The organism is Mycobacterium sp. smrl_JER01 (genome assembly GCF_048513595.2).
Lineage (GTDB): Bacteria > Actinomycetota > Actinomycetes > Mycobacteriales > Mycobacteriaceae > Mycobacterium.
This window is the reverse complement of the sequence record NZ_JBLXXK020000001.1, coordinates 5,216,873-5,232,803: the sequence shown is the minus strand read 5'-3', so window position 1 is coordinate 5,232,803 and position 15,931 is coordinate 5,216,873. Positions and strand designations below refer to the sequence as shown.

Annotated in this window: 14 protein-coding genes; 8 read left to right on the top strand and 6 right to left on the bottom strand. The window is 68.4% G+C overall.

All coding sequences use genetic code 11. The annotated features are described in order from the left end of the window. Window positions 1–103: 103 nt before the first annotated feature. Together ACNUDN_RS24605 and ACNUDN_RS24600 are read left to right on the top strand one after the other, a co-directional pair. Window positions 104–1,141 carry a TerC family protein gene (locus ACNUDN_RS24605; RefSeq protein WP_419124329.1) on the top strand — a complete coding sequence of 346 codons (1,038 nt, stop codon included), beginning with the start codon at window positions 104–106 and terminating at the stop codon, window positions 1,139–1,141. A 70-nt stretch (window positions 1,142–1,211) separates the two neighbouring features. Continuing rightward, the gene (locus ACNUDN_RS24600) at window positions 1,212–1,631 is read left to right on the top strand and encodes a hypothetical protein (RefSeq protein WP_419124328.1); all 420 of its coding nucleotides are present in this window, start codon (window positions 1,212–1,214) and stop codon (window positions 1,629–1,631) included. Here the strand turns inward: ACNUDN_RS24600 and ACNUDN_RS24595 are convergent. The 4 genes from ACNUDN_RS24595 to ACNUDN_RS24580 all read right to left on the bottom strand — a co-directional run bounded on the left by ACNUDN_RS24595 (window position 1,613) and on the right by ACNUDN_RS24580 (window position 5,122). Next, window positions 1,613–2,791: a serine hydrolase domain-containing protein gene (locus tag ACNUDN_RS24595; protein WP_419124327.1), complete on the bottom strand. Its 1,179-nt coding sequence runs from the start codon at window positions 2,789–2,791 to the stop codon at window positions 1,613–1,615. The genes ACNUDN_RS24600 and ACNUDN_RS24595 overlap by 19 nt on opposite strands. A 1-nt stretch (window position 2,792) precedes the next feature. Next, entirely contained in the window at window positions 2,793–3,824 is a 1,032-nt protein-coding gene (gene alc, locus ACNUDN_RS24590) for an allantoicase (RefSeq protein WP_431960808.1), read from the bottom strand. Between the two features lie 27 nt (window positions 3,825–3,851). Beyond that, entirely contained in the window at window positions 3,852–4,373 is a 522-nt protein-coding gene (locus ACNUDN_RS24585; RefSeq protein ID WP_419124326.1) for a 2-oxo-4-hydroxy-4-carboxy-5-ureidoimidazoline decarboxylase, read from the bottom strand. 263 nt (window positions 4,374–4,636) lie between these two features. After that, window positions 4,637–5,122: an inorganic diphosphatase gene (locus ACNUDN_RS24580; RefSeq protein WP_419124325.1), complete on the bottom strand. Its 486-nt coding sequence runs from the start codon at window positions 5,120–5,122 to the stop codon at window positions 4,637–4,639. A gap of 118 nt (window positions 5,123–5,240) precedes the next feature. Here ACNUDN_RS24580 and dacB point away from each other — a divergent pair, with 118 nt between their 5' ends. From dacB to ACNUDN_RS24555, 5 genes are read left to right on the top strand one after another with little or no spacing between them, the layout of a single operon-like run. Then, a complete protein-coding gene (gene dacB, locus ACNUDN_RS24575; RefSeq protein WP_419124324.1) occupies window positions 5,241–6,623 on the top strand; it encodes a D-alanyl-D-alanine carboxypeptidase/D-alanyl-D-alanine endopeptidase in 1,383 nt (460 codons plus the stop codon). Beyond that, window positions 6,620–7,687: an Rv3626c family coenzyme F420 biosynthesis-associated protein gene (locus ACNUDN_RS24570; RefSeq protein WP_419124323.1), complete on the top strand. Its 1,068-nt coding sequence runs from the start codon at window positions 6,620–6,622 to the stop codon at window positions 7,685–7,687. The genes dacB and ACNUDN_RS24570 overlap by 4 nt, the downstream gene beginning before the upstream one ends. After that, a complete protein-coding gene (gene tilS / locus ACNUDN_RS24565) occupies window positions 7,666–8,625 on the top strand; it encodes a tRNA lysidine(34) synthetase TilS (protein WP_419124322.1) in 960 nt (319 codons plus the stop codon). The genes ACNUDN_RS24570 and tilS overlap by 22 nt, the downstream gene beginning before the upstream one ends. 34 nt (window positions 8,626–8,659) lie before the next feature. Further along, the gene (gene hpt, locus ACNUDN_RS24560; protein WP_419124321.1) at window positions 8,660–9,238 is read left to right on the top strand and encodes a hypoxanthine phosphoribosyltransferase; all 579 of its coding nucleotides are present in this window, start codon (window positions 8,660–8,662) and stop codon (window positions 9,236–9,238) included. A 45-nt stretch (window positions 9,239–9,283) separates the two neighbouring features. After that, window positions 9,284–11,518, top strand: a complete 2,235-nt coding sequence (locus tag ACNUDN_RS24555) for a molybdopterin-dependent oxidoreductase (RefSeq protein WP_419124320.1) — start codon at window positions 9,284–9,286, stop codon at window positions 11,516–11,518. A 27-nt stretch (window positions 11,519–11,545) separates the two neighbouring features. On the opposite strand, the gene ACNUDN_RS24550 is transcribed toward ACNUDN_RS24555, so the two are convergent. After that, complete coding sequence (locus tag ACNUDN_RS24550) at window positions 11,546–12,283, bottom strand: SIMPL domain-containing protein (protein ID WP_419124319.1); 738 nt, start codon at window positions 12,281–12,283, stop codon at window positions 11,546–11,548. A gap of 18 nt (window positions 12,284–12,301) precedes the next feature. Continuing rightward, window positions 12,302–13,249 (bottom strand): alpha/beta fold hydrolase, encoded by a 948-nt coding sequence (locus ACNUDN_RS24545; protein ID WP_419124318.1) that lies wholly within the window; start codon window positions 13,247–13,249, stop codon window positions 12,302–12,304. Between the two features lie 284 nt (window positions 13,250–13,533). On the opposite strand from ACNUDN_RS24545, the gene ftsH reads away from it, so the two are divergent. Then, the gene (gene ftsH, locus ACNUDN_RS24540; RefSeq protein WP_419124317.1) at window positions 13,534–15,921 is read left to right on the top strand and encodes an ATP-dependent zinc metalloprotease FtsH; all 2,388 of its coding nucleotides are present in this window, start codon (window positions 13,534–13,536) and stop codon (window positions 15,919–15,921) included. Window positions 15,922–15,931: the final 10 nt, after the last annotated feature.

Genomic DNA, 15,931 nt, shown 5'->3' with positions numbered 1-15,931 from the left:
ATCGCCATCACGTCATCCCGCCTGGGATGACCGGTGCTGTGGGCCTTCCGCCGTCGGCGGTGGCGGAAGAGACCTCCGGCGTTGAACGACGACCGGAGGTTTGATGAACGTCAGTGGACTCGAGTGGGCGATCACGCTCTCAGTCACGCTCGCGATCCTGCTGTTCGATGTGATCGTGATCGGGCGCCGCCCACACGAGCCGTCGCGCCGCGAGACCGCCACCGCGCTGACCTTCTATGTGGGGCTGGCCATCGCCTTCGGCGTGTGGACCTGGGCCTTCCACGGGCAGCAGTACGGTGTCGAGTTCTTCGCGGGCTGGCTCACCGAGTACAGCCTGTCGGTGGACAACCTGTTCATCTTCTTGATCATCATGGCGAGCTTCAAGGTTCCGCGGATCTATCAACAGCAGGCGCTGCTGGTCGGGATCATCCTGGCGCTGATCTTCCGCGGCATCTTCATCGCCCTCGGCGCGGTGGCCATCCAGCAGTTCTCCTGGGTGTTCTACATCTTCGGGGCGTTCCTGCTGTACACCGCCGTCAAGCTGGTCCGCGACACCGATCATGACGACGACGCCGACAACGCGGTGGTGCGCTTCGCGCAGAAGCGGATGAAGTTCACCGATCAGTGGGACGGCCTGCGGCTGTGGGTCAAGGAGAACGGGCAGCGGCTGATGACGCCGATGTTCCTGGTGATCGTCGCGCTGGGCACCACCGACCTGATCTTCGCGCTGGACTCGATCCCGGCCATCTACGGTCTCACCCGCGAGCCGTACCTGGTCTTCACCGCCAACGTGTTCGCCCTGATGGGATTGCGCCAGCTGTACTTCCTGCTCGGCGATCTGCTCAAGCGTCTGGTGTACCTGTCGCAGGGGCTGGCGTTCATCCTGTTCTACATCGGCGTCAAGCTGGTACTGCACGCGCTGCACGAGAACGAGGTGCCGTTCATCAACGGCGGCCAGCACGTCCCGGTCCCGGAGATCCCCACCCTGCTGAGCCTCGGCGTGATCATCGTCACGTTGTCGATCACCACGGCGGCCAGCCTGTACAAGACCCGGGTGCACGACGTCCGCAAAAACGGCACGTCAACCGGCACGACGGGGGAGAAGCCGGCGGTCGACCCGCACCACGATCCGACACGCTGACCGCTGGGGTGTTGCGCTCGCGCTGAGCGCAACACTCGGCGGAGCGCGGCGCTGCCGATAGCGTGATCTGATGCGGGTTTTCGTGGCGGACGACGGCGGTGTGCGCGAGCTGACGGGCGGCGACGAGCCGGTGGTTCGGGTCGCTGCGCCGGACTTACAACAGGCCAGGCGGGTGCGGGCCCGTATCCGTGCCGATTCCGGCGATGTCGCGGTGATTCTGGACCTTGCCGTCGCGGTCGGCGTCGATTTTCGATCGGCGCAGCAGATTCTCGGACCGGCGGATGCCGGCACGGTGCGTTACGTGGGCACCGTGGCCGGTCTGGCGGGCCTGATCAGCGACATCGCCTCGGCAGAGGTGGCCGACGGGGTCACGCTGATCCCGGCCGCTCCGCGGCAGGATCTCGCGACGGTGGGCCGCGATGTGCTGGCCCGGCTCGCCGACGCCCGTCAGATCGATCGACCGGGTATCGATCACCCGCGCGCATCCTGACGTTCGGCTCGCAGCGCCGACACCGCCGCGTCGATCAGTTTGGCGTAACGCACGGTGCGGGGGTTTCCGGTGGTGCCCCCGCCCATCTTGTTCATCACGTAGGCGAAGGTGGCGCGCCGGTCGGTGTCCATCACCACCAGCGACCCGCCCCAACCTCCCCACCAGCACACGCGTCCGTCCGGGACGGCGGGCACACTGGCCGGCGTGGGGAGGCCGAATCCGATGCCGAAGCGCAGCTCGGTGTTGAGCACCCGGTCCACACCGCGGGACTGCTCGGCGAAGATCAGATCGATGGTGCGCCCGTCGAGCAGCCGCCGCCCGTGGGCCCGGCCGCCCAGCGAGACGACCGACAGCGCCCGCACGAGTCCGCGGGCGTTGCCGTGACCGTTGGCGCCGCCGATGTCGGCGCGCCGCCACGCCTCGGTCTCGGCATGTGCCACGCCGTAGGCGCCCGGCGGGAACGCCGCGAAAGTCTTGACTGCGGGATGGTCGGCCGGTAGCCGATCGGTGCCGCGATCCGACGGCGGTGGGGCCACCAGTTCGGCGATGCGGCCCGAGTCGCCCGGTTGCGCGCCGATCTGGACGTCGGCGCCCAACGGGACGGCGATCTCGTCGCGGACGAAGTCCTTCAGTGAGGTCCCGGTGATGCGGCGGATCACCTCGCCGATGAGGTGGCCGTAGTTCATCGCGTGGTAGCCCGACGCGCTGCCAGGAGGCCACCATGGCTCCTGCGCGGCCAGACGCGTGGTGGCGACGTCCCAGTCGTAGATGTCCTCGACACCGAACGGGACCTGCCAGCCGGACACACCGGACGTGTGCGACAGCAGGTGGCGCACCTCGATGCGCTCCTTGCCCGCGGCGGCGAACTCGGGCCAGTACGCCGCGACGGGGGAGAACACGTCGAGTTCGCCGCGGTCGACGAGCAGAAGTGCGGCCAGCGCGGTCAGCGTCTTCGTGCACGACCAGAAGTTGACGATCGTATCCTGTTGCCAAGGAAGGGTTTTGGCACGGTCGGCGTGTCCTGCCCAGATGTCGGCGACGATCTCACCGTCAATGTCCACGGCGAGCGCCGCGCCGAGTTCCCCGCCGGACGAGACCTCCTCGGCCAATGCCTCGGCCAATCGGTCGAATTGGGAGTCCCAGCGGCCCTCGACGCTCATGTCAGTCGCCGGAGTTCCAGCGATCACACACGGTGCGCAGCCCGGCGGGGGTCAACGCACCGAACAGGCGCACCCGCGCCATCCCACCGTCCGGGTAGATATCGAGTCGTGCTTCGGTGACCGGCCTTTCGTCGTCGACCCGGAACCGGTGCCGGGTGTCGGGCAACAGATCGGTGGTCGGCAGGATCTCGAACCATTCCCCGTCCCCGTCACGGCCCGTCAGGCGGGCGGCGCCGGGTGCGTTGCCGACGAAGTACGAGGTGTCCAGTTCGACAGCGTTGAGCAGGCCCTGGCCGGCGAGCTTCATCTCCACCCAGTCGTTGCCGGCGTCGCGCCGGCGCGAGGTTTCCCATCCTTCGCCCATCGTGCGCGCCACACCGGGTAACAGCAGGTTGTTGGGGGAGCTGTAGTACATGTTCGAGCAGGCCGTGATCCGGCCGCCGTTGGCCATCGCAGCCAGGTCCAGCGTCATATTCTCGGCGAAGTCCGGGTCGAGCAGACCTTCGCCGTGCACCCGGAACCTGGCGACGCCACCGTCGGGATAGATCGACAGCCGGATGTGGGTCCACCTCCGAGTCGAGGTGGTCTGGAACGAATTGCGGGTGTCGCCGTCGACGGCGCTACGTCCGACGATCGTCGTCCACTCGGTGCCTTCGAGTAGATCCTGCACCGGCGGGTAGCCCTCCACGGCGGCTGCTTCGACCGAGATCTGCGGTGGGTAGTTGCCGGTGAACCACGCGGTGTCGACGACCACTCCGCGCACGATCGCCGGCACCGCCAGGCGGACGATGGCGCAGTCGCGGGAGTCCGCGGTGACGCCCCGGCGCCTGCGCGTCTCCCAGCCGTCGTAGACCTGACCTTTGTGCCCGAACGTCGCGGGCCGGAACTCGGCGGGCGCCGGGTTGATCAGGTTCTCCTTCTCGGCGAACAGATCGTCGTCGGCCCACAGCACGGCCCCGCCCGCGGATCGCGCGGCGAGGTCGGGCAATGCCAGGAAGTGGGAGTGGGCAGGTCTGGTCGGCGCAGTACTCACCCGCGAAAGCCTAGGCCAGCGGGCCGGTCACCAGTTGTCGTAGCCACCCTCGGGGCCCAGCATGCGCTCCAGTCGGGTCCGGTTGATCCGGGCCAACTCGTTGCGCACCACCTTGCGTTCGGTCTCGCGGTCGTTGTGCATCCGGTCGCGCATCGAGGCCAGCACCTCGTCGGCGCCGTAGCCGTTGACGAACATCACGAAACCGAACCCGAAATGATCCAGGTAGGACTTCGACGCCGCCGCCAATTCGGCCATCATGCCCGGGCGCTCGTCGGTGATCGCGCACTGTTCGGCCTGTGATTTCTCGCTGCCCGGTCGCTTCCCGACGTCCGGATAGGCCTGCAGGATCGAGTCGATCGATTCCTCGCTCAACCCGAACAACAGGGTGTCGGCGAAGCGGAACAGCCGATCATGGGTGTCGAACGGGCGGGCGCGGGCCAGGTCGGCGGCCAACGGCACGCTGTAGCAGCATTCGAAGACCGCGTGGACGGCGCGGCGCATGGGCAGGGCGTTGAACGCGTCCAACCCGATCCCCTGATGCAGCAACACAGGAGCCATGATCGGAGGCGCAGGGAACAGCGGCGTTACGCTGTGTTACGGCCACGCAAATTTGCGCGGTGACCCGCCTCTCAGCCCCGGAATCTCACCGATCCACCTTGTGCAGCGGCGTACTCGCACTTTCGCTGCACAACGTGGATCGGTGCACAACGTAGATCGGTGCACGACGTGGATCGGCGCCGAAGCTGTGGATCGGTGCCGAAGCTGTGGATCGGTGCCGAAGCTGTGGATCGGTGCCGAAGCGTACGGGTGTCCTAGTGTCCCTCGGCCTTGAACCGCTCGACGGACCGATTCACCTCGGCCTCGGCCTCTTCGCGGCCGACCCAGTCGGCGGCCTTGACGAACTTGCCCGGCTCCAAGTCCTTGTAGTGCACGAAGAAGTGCTTGATCGCGTCGAGTTCGAACTCCGACACGTCGCCGATGTCCTGGATGTGGTCCCAGCGCGGGTCGGCCAGCACACACAACACCTTGTCGTCGCCGCCCTTCTCGTCGGTCATCCGGAACATTCCGACCGGGCGCGCCTCCACGATGCACCCCGGGAACACCGGTTCGGGTAGCAGGACCAGCGCATCCAGCGGGTCACCGTCCTCGCCGAGGGTGTCCTCGATGTATCCGTAGTCGGTCGGGTAGCCGAACGCGGTGAACAAATAGCGGTCCAGTTTCACCTTGCCGCTGTCGTGGTCCACCTCGTACTTGTTGCGGGACCCCTTCTGGATCTCGATGAGGACATCGAATTGCACGCCGTACTCCTACTGTGCTCGGACGGGGCGTCTGGTGACGACGCGGGTCAACCCTAAACGAGGGATACCCTGCACTACAGGGGTGGCTCGGCTACTCGATATCGAGATCAGGAGAAACATGCGGCCGACTCGGTGGCGGCGGTCCACCTATCTGGTGGTGGGGGCATCGGTGCTGGCCCTGGTCGTGGTGCTGGTCGCCGCCGCAGCGCTGATCGCCACCCGGCAGTCCGCCGAGCAGGTGGCCGTCGATCCCGCGCCGGCCCCGGCGACCGCCAACCCCGGCGTGGTTCCGGTCCCGGATTCGGCGGACAGGCCGACACCGGACGGGCTGGCCCGGGCGCTGGCGGTGGCGTTGGCCGACCCGGATCTGGGAAAGTTCACCGGGCGCATCACCGACGCGCTGACCGGTGAGCAACTGTGGGCCCGGGACGCGACGGTCCCGATGCAGCCCGCCTCGACGAACAAGACGCTGACCGCCGCCGCGGCCCTGCTCACCCTGGATCGCGACGTCAGATTGACGACGCGGGTGCTGTCCACGTCCCCGGGCGTGGTGGTGCTCGTCGCCGGCGGTGACCAGACACTGTCGGCCGCCCCGCGCGGTGTGGACACCTGGTACCGCGACGCCGCACGGATCATCGACCTTGCCGACCAGATCCGGCGCAGCGGCACCGACGTCAGAACCGTCCAGGTCGACGTCAGCCTCTACCGCGGACCGTCCATGGCGGTCGGCTGGGATCCGCTGGACATCGACGGCGGCGATATCGCCCCGATCGAGCCGATCATGCTCGACGGCGGCCGTACCCAGCCGGTCAGTGTGGAGTCGCGCCGGTCCCGCACGCCCGCGCTGGACGCGGGGCGGGCCTTGGCGGCGGCGCTGCGGCTGGACCCGGCCACGGTGACGGTGGTGACGTCGCCGGCAGCGGGTGCCCGGGGGACCGAGATCGCGTCGGTGCAGTCACCGCCGCTGATGCAGCGCCTGCGCGACATGATGCACTTCTCCGACAACGTGATGGCCGAATCGATCGGGCGCGAGGTCGCCGCGGCGACCGGTCAGCCGCAGAGCTTCGACGGAGCGTCGCGCGCAGTGCTCACGGCGCTGCAGGACGCCGGCATCGACACCACGGGTGCCCGCCTGCTGGACTCCAGCGGGCTGTCGGTGGATGACCGCCTCACCGCCAAGACGCTCGACGAGGTGGTCCAGGCGGCTGCCGGTGATTCCATGCCCGAGTTACGGCCGCTGGTCGATCTGCTGCCCATCGCCGGTGGAAGTGGCACGCTGTCCAACCGCTATCTCGACACCGAGGACGGCCGCGCTGCCGCCGGCTACCTGCGGGCCAAGACCGGGTCACTGACCGGAACCAACTCGCTGGCCGGCATCGTGACCGACGAGAGCGGACGGGTGCTCACCTTCGCGTTGCTGTCCAATGACGCCGGCCCGACCGGGCGGACCGCGCTCGATGCGTTCGCGGCCACCCTGCGCTCCTGCGGGTGCCGGTCGTGAGCGCCGAATCCCGGGCCGGGCTCGCAGTGAGTCGGGCGGTGGACTGGAACCTGGCTGCCGCGCTCGGGGGCAAACTGGCCCGACCGGAACCTCCGGCCACCGAATACACCCGCAGGCAGGCGATCGACGAACTGTCCGAGGCGGCCCGCGCTTCGGAGATTCCGGTACGTGAGACCACCGGTTTGATCGAGGGCGGCGCGATTCAGGAGGCGCGGATCGTCAACCGCCCCGAGTGGATCAGCGCCGCCGCACAGTCCATGCGGGTGATGACCGGCGGCAGACACGCAGCCGAGGTCAAGCCGCGCGCCGTCACCGGGCGCATCGCCGGCGCCCAGACCGGGGCGGTCCTGGCCTTCGTCTCGTCGGGCATCCTGGGCCAGTACGACCCGTTCGCCCCCGACGGCGGCCAGCTGCTGCTGGTGTACCCGAACGTGATCGCTGTGGAGCGTCAACTTCGAGTGTCTCCCAAGGACTTCCGGATGTGGGTGTGCCTGCACGAAGTCACCCACAGGGTGCAGTTCAGGGCGAATCCGTGGTTGGCCGGTCACATGTCGAATGCGCTCGCGGTGCTGACCGAGGATGCCGGTGACGATCTGCCCCAGATGGTGGGCCGGCTCACCGACTATCTCCGGGACCGTCGAGCCGGAACGCGTGGAGAGCCGGAGCCGAATTCGGCGGGCGTGCTGGGGTTGCTGCGTGCGGTCCAGTCCGAGCCGCAGCGCGAAGCGCTGGACCGGTTGCTGGTGCTCGGCACCCTGCTCGAAGGGCACGCCGAACACGTGATGGACGCCGTCGGGCCGGCGGTGGTGCCCTCGGTGGCGTCCATCAGGCATCGGTTCGACCAACGCCGACAGCGCAAACAGCCACCGCTGCAACGGTTGTTGCGCGCTCTGCTGGGCGTCGACGCGAAGATGAGCCAGTACACCCGCGGTAAGGCGTTCGTCGACCAAGTGGTGGCCCAGGTCGGCATGCAGCGATTCAACGCCGTCTGGACCGATGCCGGAACATTGCCGCTGCCAACGGAAATCGACGAGCCGCAGCGATGGATCGATCGGGTGCTGTAGCCCAGCTGCGTGCTGCGCTGGCCGGCTTCGTCCGTACCCACCCCGACGTGTCCGGGCCGTGGTGCGTCGCGCTGTCCGGCGGACCGGACTCGCTGGCGCTGACAGCGGTCGCCGCCACACTGCGGCCCACCACGGCATTGATCGTCGACCACCGGCTGCAGTCGGAGTCCGCGCGAGTAGCCGCGACCGCGGCTGAGCAGGCGCTCGCAGTGGGATGCGTCGACGCGCAGGTCATCTCGGTTGACGTCGGCTGCCAGGGCGGTCCCGAGGCGGCCGCCCGCACGGCCCGATATCAAGCGCTGGAGCAGGCCCGCGCGGGCGCCGCGGTTCTGCTGGCCCACACCCTCGACGATCAGGCCGAGACGGTGCTGCTCGGGCTGGGCCGCGGCTCGGGTCCGCGCTCCATCGCCGGCATGCGGCCCTATGACGATCCGTGGTGCCGGCCGCTGCTGGGGGTTCGACGGGCGGTGACCCACCGCGCGTGCGTCGAGCTGGATCTGACTGCCTGGCAGGACCCGCACAACGCCGACCGCAGCTACACCCGTGTCCGGCTGCGTACCGAGGTGCTGCCGCTGCTCGAAGACGTGCTCGGCGGCGGGGTCGCCGAGGCGCTGGCCCGCACCGCCACCGCACTGCGCGAGGACACCGACGCCCTCGACGGCATCGCCGCACGGGCGGTCCCGGTGCCCGGCGGTGCGGGTCTCGACGTCGAGGCGCTGACCCCGTTGCCCGACGCGGTACGGCGACGGGTGATCAGAAGCTGGCTGCAGAGCGGGGGAGCGTCAGGTCTGACCGACAAACACATCCGCGCGGTCGACGCGCTGGTGACCGACTGGCACGGACAGGGCGGCGTCGCGGTGCCCGGAAACACGCCTCGGCGACGCCTGTTCGCCGGGCGCCGGCACGGTCTGCTGACGCTGTACCGCGAGCCCGTGTGACGGTGGCGCGGCGGTTTCCGATTAGTCTGTTGAGGTGCCTGCGCATGCTGCGGAGTTGTATCCCGGGGACATCAAGTCGGTCCTGCTGTCGGAAGAGCAGATCAAAGCCAAGACCGCCGAGCTGGCCGCGCAGATCGCCCAGGACTATCGGGCCGCGGAGTCGGGGCAGGACTTGTTGCTGATCACCGTGCTCAAGGGTGCGGTCATGTTCGTCACCGATCTGGCACGGGCCATTCCGGTGCCCACCCAGCTGGAGTTCATGGCCGTCAGCTCGTACGGGTCGTCGACGTCGTCGTCGGGAGTGGTGCGCATCCTCAAGGATCTGGACCGTGACATCAGCGACCGCGACGTCCTGATCGTCGAGGACATCGTGGATTCGGGCCTCACCCTGTCGTGGCTGCTGCGCAACCTCGCCACCCGTGGACCTCGTTCGTTACGGGTGTGCACGCTGCTGCGTAAACCCGAAGCCGTCCGGGCCGACGTGGACATCACCTACATCGGTTTCGACATCCCCAACGAGTTCGTGGTCGGCTACGGCCTCGACTACGCCGAGCGCTACCGCGACCTGCCCTACATCGGCACTCTCGACCCGAAGGTCTACGAGCAGTTCTAGCCGCGTGCCCTTCTCATCGACGTGGCGTCGGCGCATGATGCAGGCATGTCCGAAACGGCTCTGCGCATCTGCCCGTTCTGCGAGGCCACCTGCGGTCTGACATTGACCATCGAGGACGGCCGGGTGGTCGGTGCACGGGGCGACCGCGACGACGTGTTCTCCGCGGGCTTCATCTGTCCCAAGGGGGCCAGCTTCGCCGAACTCGACAACGATCCAGACCGGCTGACCGCCCCGCTGGTGCGCCGTGACGGCCTGTTGTCCGAAGCGACCTGGGACGAGGCGTTCGCCGCGGTCGCCGACGGGCTCGGCGCGGTGGTGCGCGAGCACGGTGGCGCATCGGTCGGGGTGTACCTGGGCAACCCCAACGCCCACACCGTCGCGGGCGCCTTGTACCCGCCGCTGCTCATCCGTGCGCTCGGGACCCAACAGGTGTACTCGGCGAGCACGCTCGATCAGATGCCCAAGCATGTGTCGCTGGGACTGATGTTCGGCAGTCCGGTGGCGTTCACGGTGCCGGATCTGGACCGCACCGATTATCTGGTCGTGATCGGCGCCAATCCCCTGGTGTCCAACGGCAGTCTGGCCACCGCCGCCGACTTTCCCGGCAAGCTGCGCGCGCTGCGGAAGCGGGGTGGCCGCCTCGTGGTCGTCGATCCGGCCCGCACCCGCACCGCGGAGCTCGCCGACCGTCACCTCGCGCCGCGGCCGGGCACCGATGCGGCGCTGTTGTTCGCGGTGGTTCATGTGCTGTTCGACGAGGGCCTCGTCGATCTGGGATCGGTTGCCGGGTACCTCGATGGTGTTGACGAGGTCCGCGCTCTGGCAGCGGATTTCGCGCCCGAGGAGGTGGCGGGGCACTGCGGTGTCGGCGCGGACGAGATCAGGACGCTGGCACGGGAACTCGCCGCTGCACCGACGGCGGCGGTGTACGGGCGGATGGGCACCTCGACGGTCGAGTTCGGGACACTGAGCAGCTGGCTGGTCGACGTCGTCAACATCCTCACCGGCAACCTGGACCGCCCGGGCGGGGTGATGTTCCCGCTGTCAGCGGTGGCACCCGCGCCCCGCGGTCACCGGCCCGGCCGGGGGTTTCGCACCGGCCGCTGGCACAGCCGGGTGTCGGGCCATCCCGAGGTGCTCTCGGAACTGCCCGTCGCTGCGTTGGCCGAAGAGATCGAGAGCCCGGGCGACGGTCAGATCAGGGCGATGATCACCATCGCGGGCAACCCGGTGCTGTCCGCGCCGGACGGGGATCGGCTCGATCGCGCACTGGACGGCGTCGATTTCATGCTGTCCGTCGACCCGTACCTCAACGAAACCACCCGACACGCCGACGTGGTGCTGCCGCCGCCACCACCGTCGAGCAGCCCGCATTTCGACTTCGCGCTCAACAACCTCGCGGTGCGCAACAATGCCCGGTACTCGCCGCCGGCGTTGCCGCTGAACGGCCGGCCCGACGAAGCCGAGATCCTGTCGCGGATCGTGCTGATGCTGTACGGGCTGGGTCACGACGCCGACCCTGCCCTGGTCGACGACCAGGTGATTGCGACGACCCTGACCAAGGAGACCTCCGACGTCGGCTCCCCGGTCGCTGGCCGCTCGGTGGACGAGCTGACCGCGATGCTGCCTGCCGGCCCCGGATACGAGCGTCGCCTGGACATGATGCTGCGTCTCGGCGCCTACGGTGACGCTTTCGGAAGCCGGCCGGACGGCCTGAACCTGGAACGCCTCAAGGCCGCCCCGCACGGTGTCGATCTGGGTCCGCTGACACCTCGGTTGGCGGAGGTGTTGCGCACGCCGTCCGGCAAGGTCGAGCTGGCGCCGCGCCAGCTGGTCGGCGATGCGGCCCGGCTGCGGGTGGCGGTGGGCCGGCGTGTCGAAGGGTACGTGCTGGTCGGCCGTCGGCATCTGCGCTCGAACAACAGTTGGATGCACAACCTGCCGGCGCTGGCCGGCGGGACCAACCGCTGCACCTTGCAGATGCACCCGGACGACGCCGCTGAACTCGGGGTCACCGATACGGCCGTCGTCAAGGGCGCCGGAGGTGAACTGGTGGTGCCGGTGGAGCTCACCGAGAACATCAGGCGCGGTGTGCTGTCCCTGCCACACGGCTGGGGGCACGACCGGGCAGGCACCGGGCAGCTGCTGGCGGCCGGACGGCCCGGCGTCAACGTCAACCAACTCAACGACGGGTCGTTGCTGGACCCGCTCTCGGGCACCGCCGTGCTCAACGGAATCCCGGTGCTGGTCGGCCCCGCCGCGCCAGAGATCTCGTGCTGAACCGCCTGCTCCCGAACCTGTGAGGGTCTAGTTCAGCTCCCAGATCACCGTCACCGAGAAGCCGACGGTCTGCTGGCCGGGCTCCAACGGGACCGCCGCTTCCAGCGCACGCGGCGCCTGAATCGGAATCGGTGGCGCCGACCCGCCGGACTCGGAGATCGAGAGGACCTTGCCCAGGCTCAACCCCGACAGTTCGGCGTACTGGGCGGCACGTTCCTTGGCGTCCTCGAACGCGCGGGCCCTGGCGTCGCGGACCAATTGTGAATCGTCCTCGATCGAATAGCTGATCGAGTTGATCCGGGTGGCGTTTCCGCCCGTTTCGACGATCATGCCGATCGCGTCGGAGGCGCGATCCAGGTCGCGGATGGTGACGTTGACGGAGTTGGTGGCCCGGTACGCCGCGATGGTGGTGCCGTCGGCGTCGTACTGCGGCTGCAGGTCGGCGGCGGTGGTGGCGATGTCCTGGCGGTCGATGCCCAGCCCGTCGAGGCCGTCGATCACCGCCTGCTGCCGTTCGTTGGTCTGATTCATCGCGGCGGTGGCGTCGGGCGCGAGGAACTCCATCGACGCGTTGAGCGTGAGGGTGTCGGGCGTGCCCTGCACCTGCCCGGCGCCGACCACCGTGACCTGCCGGGCATCGGCGCCCGGCTGCAGCGTGGGACCGCTCTGAGCGTCGCACCCCGTCAGTGCGGCAAAAGCCAGCCCTGCCGCCGAGGCGGCGATGAGCGTGGTCCTGATTGTGTTGACGCGTCCACGGATAGGCATGCCTGGCACCCTAAAGCGTCAGCGCAGGGATGTGAGGAACTCCAGCAGCACCCGGGACACGTCGTCGGGACGCTCCTCGGTCAACCAGTGCCCGGCCCCGTCGATCATCACCTCGCGGTAGTCGCCGGTGACGACCTCGCGGGCTCGGTGCCGCGGCGTGTAGGCCAGCGTCGCGTCCTCGCTGCCACCGACGAAAAGCGCGGGCACCTCGATCGTCGGTGCCGGCGGGTCGGCGGTCAGCTCCCAGTTCAGGTCGAAGCAGCGGTACCAGTTCAGCGGGCAGGTGAACCCGCCGCGGGTGAATTCGTCGACGTAGACCGCGAAATCGGCCGGGCTGATCCAGTCCGGAATCGCACCCGGATCTGGGATCCGGTCGAGGAACCCCGCGGGTCCCGGGTCGGTCATCCGGCGTGCGGCGCTCTCGTCGCCCAGCGACATCGCGAACAGGCGCCGGAACGTGGTGGCCGGGTCGCGGGCCAGTTCGGCATCAGCGGGGCCCTGCTGTTGGAAGTACAAAATGTAGAAAAACCGGTCGCCGAAGAGTCGGCGAAACGCCTGGGTGGTCGGCAGCCTGGGCCGGGGCACCGGCGGCAGGCTGAGTCCGGCGACAGCCGAGAAGCGTTCCGGCGCCAGCAGAGGAGCGCCCCAGGCCACCACCGCGCCGAAATCGTGCCCGACGAGCGTGGCCTGTTCGGCGCCGACATCGTCCAGCAATCCGACGACGTCGGCGGTCAGTTCGGCGATGCTGTAGGCGTCAACGGCCGCGGGCCGGTCGGAGCCGCCGTAACCGCGCTGGTCAGGGGCCAGCACGTGGTAGCCCGCGGCGGCCAGGGCCCGAATCTGGTGGCGCCAGGTAAAAGCCAGTTCGGGGAATCCGTGGCAGAGCACCACCACCGGCGCGCCGGGGTCACCGGCCTCGGTCACCTGCAATGTCACGCCGTTGGTCCCTACCCTGCGCGTGCGCACCCGACTCCTTGTCGTCGACTCTTCGTCCGGCTTGTTCCCCGATAGTGCACTCACGGTCGTGCAGAACGCGCCCACACGACTCCCAGTGCACCTTCGCGGACCTCCGTGAACTCCGGGCTCGGGCCTGACGGTTCCCTCCGGGAACTGCCAAACGTTGGTCTAGCGGTAGCCTTGACTATTCCAGCTGCACGTATTGGAAGGATTGGGCCCGTCGAACCGACGGCCGCACACAGTGATGAATCGGACACGATGAATCGGACACCCGACATGGACCGCACCGCCGCATGAACCGTAAAAATGTGATCCGCACACTCACGGTGATCGCCGTGGTGCTGCTGCTGGGTTGGTCCTTCTTCTATTTCAGCGATGACACCCGCGGTTACGAGCCCGTCGACACCTCGGTGGCGGTAGCCCAGATCGACGCGGACAACGTCAACAGCGCGCAGATCGACGACCGCGAGCAGCAGCTGCGGCTGGAGCTCAAGAGCGGCAACGCCGACACCGAGAACAGCGACAAGATCATCACCAAGTACCCCACCGGGTACGGGGTGACGCTGTTCGAGTCGCTGCAGGACAAGAACGCCAAGGTCAGCACCGTCGTCAACCAGAGCAGCGTGCTCGGCACGCTGTTGATCTACATGCTGCCGCTGCTGCTGCTGGTGTTCCTGTTCGTGATGTTCTCGCGCATGCAGGCCGGCGGGCGGATGGGCTTCGGCTTCGGCAAGTCCAAGGCCAAACAGCTGTCCAAGGACATGCCGAAGACCACGTTCGCCGACGTCGCGGGCGTCGACGAGGCGGTCGAAGAGCTCTACGAGATCAAGGACTTCCTGCAGAACCCCAGCCGATACCAGGCGCTGGGCGCCAAGATTCCGAAGGGCGTGCTGCTCTACGGTCCGCCCGGCACCGGCAAGACGCTGCTGGCCCGCGCCGTCGCCGGTGAGGCCGGCGTTCCGTTCTTCACGATCTCAGGTTCCGATTTCGTGGAGATGTTCGTCGGCGTCGGGGCTTCCCGGGTCCGGGACATGTTCGAGCAGGCCAAGCAGAACAGCCCGTGCATCATTTTCGTCGACGAGATCGACGCCGTGGGTCGTCAGCGCGGCGCCGGCATGGGCGGCGGGCACGACGAACGTGAGCAGACCCTCAACCAGCTGCTGGTCGAGATGGACGGCTTCGGCGACCGCCAGGGTGTCATCCTCATCGCGGCGACCAACCGCCCCGACATCCTCGACCCGGCGTTGCTGCGCCCCGGCCGCTTCGACCGTCAGATCCCGGTCTCGAGCCCGGACCTGGCCGGCCGGCGCGCGGTGCTCAAGGTGCACTCTGCGGGCAAGCCGATCGCCGACGACGCCGACCTGGACGGTCTCGCCAAGCGCACGGTCGGCATGTCGGGCGCGGATCTGGCCAACGTCATCAACGAGGCCGCTCTGCTGACCGCGCGTGAGAACGGCACCATCATCACCGCCCCCGCACTGGAGGAGGCTGTCGACCGGGTGGTCGGCGGGCCACGCCGCAAGGGCCGCATCATCAGCGAGCAGGAGAAGAAGATCACCGCCTACCACGAGGGCGGACATACCCTCGCGGCCTGGGCGATGCCCGACATCGAGCCGATCTACAAGGTCACCATCCTGGCCCGCGGCCGCACCGGCGGCCACGCCGTCGCGGTACCCGAGGACGACAAGGGGCTGATGACACGCTCGGAGATGATCGCCCGGTTGGTGTTCGCGATGGGCGGTCGCGCCGCTGAGGAACTGGTGTTCCGTGAGCCCACCACCGGTGCCTCCTCCGACATCGAGCAGGCCACCAAGATCGCCCGTGCGATGGTCACCGAGTACGGGATGAGCTCCAAACTGGGCGCAGTCCGCTACGGCTCCGAGCACGGCGACCCGTTCCTGGGGCGCACCATGGGGACCCAGGCCGACTACAGCCACGAGGTCGCGCAGATCATCGACGACGAGGTCCGCAAACTCATCGAGGCTGCGCACACCGAGGCATGGGAAATCCTGACCGAGTACCGCGACGTGCTCGACACCCTCGCCGGCGAGTTGCTGGAGAAGGAAACCCTGCACCGGGTGGAACTCGAAGCCATCTTCGGTGATGTGAAGAAGCGACCGCGGCTGACGATGTTCGACGACTTCGGGGGTCGGGTGCCGTCGGACAAACCACCGATCAAGACGCCCGGCGAGCTGGCCATCGAACGTGGTGAACCGTGGCCCAAACCGGTACCTGAGCCCGCTTTCAAGACCGCCATCGCCCAAGCCTCGAAGGCTGCGGCCGAGCAGGCGCACAAGAACGGCGGCAACGGTTCACAGGCTCCCAACGGCGCCCCGAACAACGGGCCGACCCGACCCGACTACGGTGCCCCGGCCGGTTGGCACGCGCCCGGCTGGCCGCCCCAGCACGGCGGGCCGCAACAGCCGCAGCAACCGCAACAGCCTCAGCATCAGCCGCCGCAGCATCAGCCGCAGGGCTACTGGTACCCGCCGCCCCCGTCCGGATGGCACGGCGGATCCTCGCCGCAGCAGGCCTACCCGGGATATCCGCCCTATCAGCCCCACCCGCAGCAGGGACAGCACGCTCCCCACGGTGGCGGGTCCGCGCAGGGCCCTGAGGAGTCCGCCGGCCGCGACAGCAGCGGGGAGAACGGGCGCAGCGCTCCGCCCTCCAACGGCTGACACTGAAATG